Source organism: Mycobacterium sp. (assembly GCF_032159775.1).
GTDB lineage: Bacteria > Actinomycetota > Actinomycetes > Mycobacteriales > Mycobacteriaceae > Mycobacterium.
This window is the reverse complement of sequence record NZ_JAVHWK010000115.1, coordinates 1-2,507: the sequence shown is the minus strand read 5'-3', so window position 1 is coordinate 2,507 and position 2,507 is coordinate 1. Positions and strand designations below refer to the sequence as shown.

The window sequence follows — 2,507 nt, the reverse complement described above, 5'->3', positions numbered from 1 at the left end:
TTGAACCCGCTGAATCCGTTCGCAATGTCGAACTCCATGATGGGCACCCTCTTCGTCCACCTCAACTACGCCAACCTCGATCCAAGTCAGGCGGTTCTGCAGGACACGGTCGGCGACACGGAGTACTACCTGATCCCGACCTATCCGGTTCCGCTCCTCGTGCCGGTGCAGATGATTCCGGGCGTCGGGCCGATCGCCGCCGACATGCTCGATCCGCTGGTGCGCATGCTCGTCGAGACGGGATACGACCGGACGATCAGCCCCGGCACGCCAACGAAGGCCAACTTCCTCTACTTCCCCAACCCCATCACGCTCATCTCCAATATTCCCGTCGCGCTCGGGACGGGATTGGACAACGGGTTGCAGGACGTCGGCGCAGGCCGCGTACTGAACACCCCGAGGCCGAACATCACGGGCCCGACAGGGCAGGATGCATACGGAATCGGCGGACCGCCGGTCACCATAGCCCCGCCGACAACGCCACTGTCGGTTACTCCACCGGTCAACAACTACGCGAAAAGCACTGTCGTTGAGGAGGATCCGCCTCAGCCACCTTCACCACCCGCCGTCGATCCCTCGACTATCACGAATAAGGGCTTGAATCTGAGTGTGCTGGGACTGTCGGGGCCTAGTGCGCCCGGCCAGACCGGCACGAATGCGACGAAGCCGTCGAAGCCGTCGCTCGCCAATGTGGCGGGATCCGTGGTCTCGGGTGTGACCCAGTCGATCAAGGCCGTCACCAACGCGGTCAAGGACGCCGCGCAGTCGCTCAAGCCTAAGACGCCTTCGACCGCGGGTACGACGGGTGATGCCGCCGGCGCGGGCTGACTTAGTCGCGGCACCGGTCCGCCTGCGCGGCGGCGTCGGCGGCCGAGCCCATCATGCCGATGTCGGCGAAGGCGGCCGACACCGCGCGTAAGCCATCGGGATCGCCCGCGACGAACGCGCGGGCGTGCTGCAAGGCCAGCCTGCCGAACACGCAGTCGACGCCGTCGGTGAGTCGGGCGATGGAGTCGACGGCGCGAATGTCACCGAGCCGCACAGCGTCGTGGAACGCGCGGATCGCGACCGCCGACTGGCCGCCGCGTTCGGCCGCGCGTCCTGCGTCGCGGGCCGCCGACCGCGCCCCGGCCGGGTCACGACGTGCGGCCGTCGTCCACGCCTTGGCCAACTGCAGCTCCGGGGCGAACAGCATCGACTTCAACCCGTGCCGAGACTCCGCCTTGGACAACGCCTTTGCGGCCTCACCCATCTCGTCCTGGTGGCCGAGCGCCTGCGCCAGCAGCATCCACGCCAACGGCCCCCACGAATACCCGGTCGGCGCCAGCGCCTCCGCCGCCCCTTGCAACAACTTCGCCGCAGCGACAGACTCGCCGCGCGCGATCAGCACGTCGGCGACCAGAATCTCGCCGATCGCCCGACCGGGCTGCTGCATCTGCGCATAATCGGTCAGCTGCTGCGCAAGCTCCTGTGCGCGGTCCAGCTCACCCGACATGATCAGCGCCGTCGTCTGGCCGAACCCGCTTGTGAAGCGAAGGAGCCCGGGATGCTGCGCCTCCATCGCGCGGTCGGCGAGTGCGTCGACCTCGGCGAAACGGCCCATCCGCGCGCAACTGAGCGCCGCGGCCGCCGCCGACCAACCGACGGCGGTGTCGTCGGCGTCCGGCGAGGCCAGCACGTCCTCGGCGACCTCCATTGCCCGGCCGGGACGACCCGCGTTCATCGCGAAGGTGGCCGATAGCGCGTCCACCGTCGTCCGCGCCGCTGGCGATGTGACGCGGCTGCGAGTGGTCTGCAGGAAGGCCGTCGCCCGCTCAGGCTCCGACAGCATCCAGAACTGGTTGGCCGCCCGCGGCAGCGCCCATGCCATCAGCTCCGCGTCCGACAGTGTCGACGCGTCCACGGCGGCCAGCACCTCGTCGGCCTCCCTGCCGCGGCCCTGCCACGCCAACGCCTGGGCCAGGGTCAGCCGCGCGTCCAGATCGGGGTCGCGCGCCAGCACCGCCTCGCCGAGGCGTTCGCTCAACTCCAGGTCACCGAGCCGAAGCGCATCGGCTGCGGCGGCCACCACGACGGACACCGGTTGCGGGTTGTCGCTGTCGAGCGCCAACACCGCCAGCCGCAGCCGGTCGACGCAGTCCCGGGGGCGCCGGGCGGAGAGCGTTTCATACACGGCGGTCCGCCGCGCGCGCAGCTCGTCTGCGGACATCAGGGTGCACGCCGCATCGACGTAGAGCGGATGCGCCGCGAGCACCGTGTCGTCGACGACGGTGATGGAGTCGGCGGCCTGCGCAGCCTGCACTGCGTCGCCGCCGGCCACCGCAGACAGGTCGGCCAGCGGCATCGGGTCGGCGACGGCCAGGAACTCCAGCGCGACGCGGGCGTCGGCCGGAAGCTGCTCGACGAACTCCCGCACCGAGGCATTCAGCCGCTTGCGGTCCACGCTCGGCGCGTCGAGCTGGATCCGCGGCAGCACGTTGTCGAGCTGCAGCGCGGTGATCGCATCG

2 protein-coding genes are annotated in these 2,507 nt (G+C 69.6%); one reads left to right on the top strand and one right to left on the bottom strand.

Annotated features, from left to right (window positions below):
- The coding region (locus QOJ24_RS13705) for a PE-PPE domain-containing protein (protein ID WP_526262004.1) at nt 1-828 on the top strand (828 nt) is incomplete at its 5' end.
- A 1-nt stretch (nt 829) separates the two neighbouring features.
- Here QOJ24_RS13705 and QOJ24_RS13700 read toward each other — a convergent pair.
- The coding region (locus tag QOJ24_RS13700; protein ID WP_526262002.1) for an AAA family ATPase at nt 830-2,507 on the bottom strand (1,678 nt) is incomplete at its 5' end.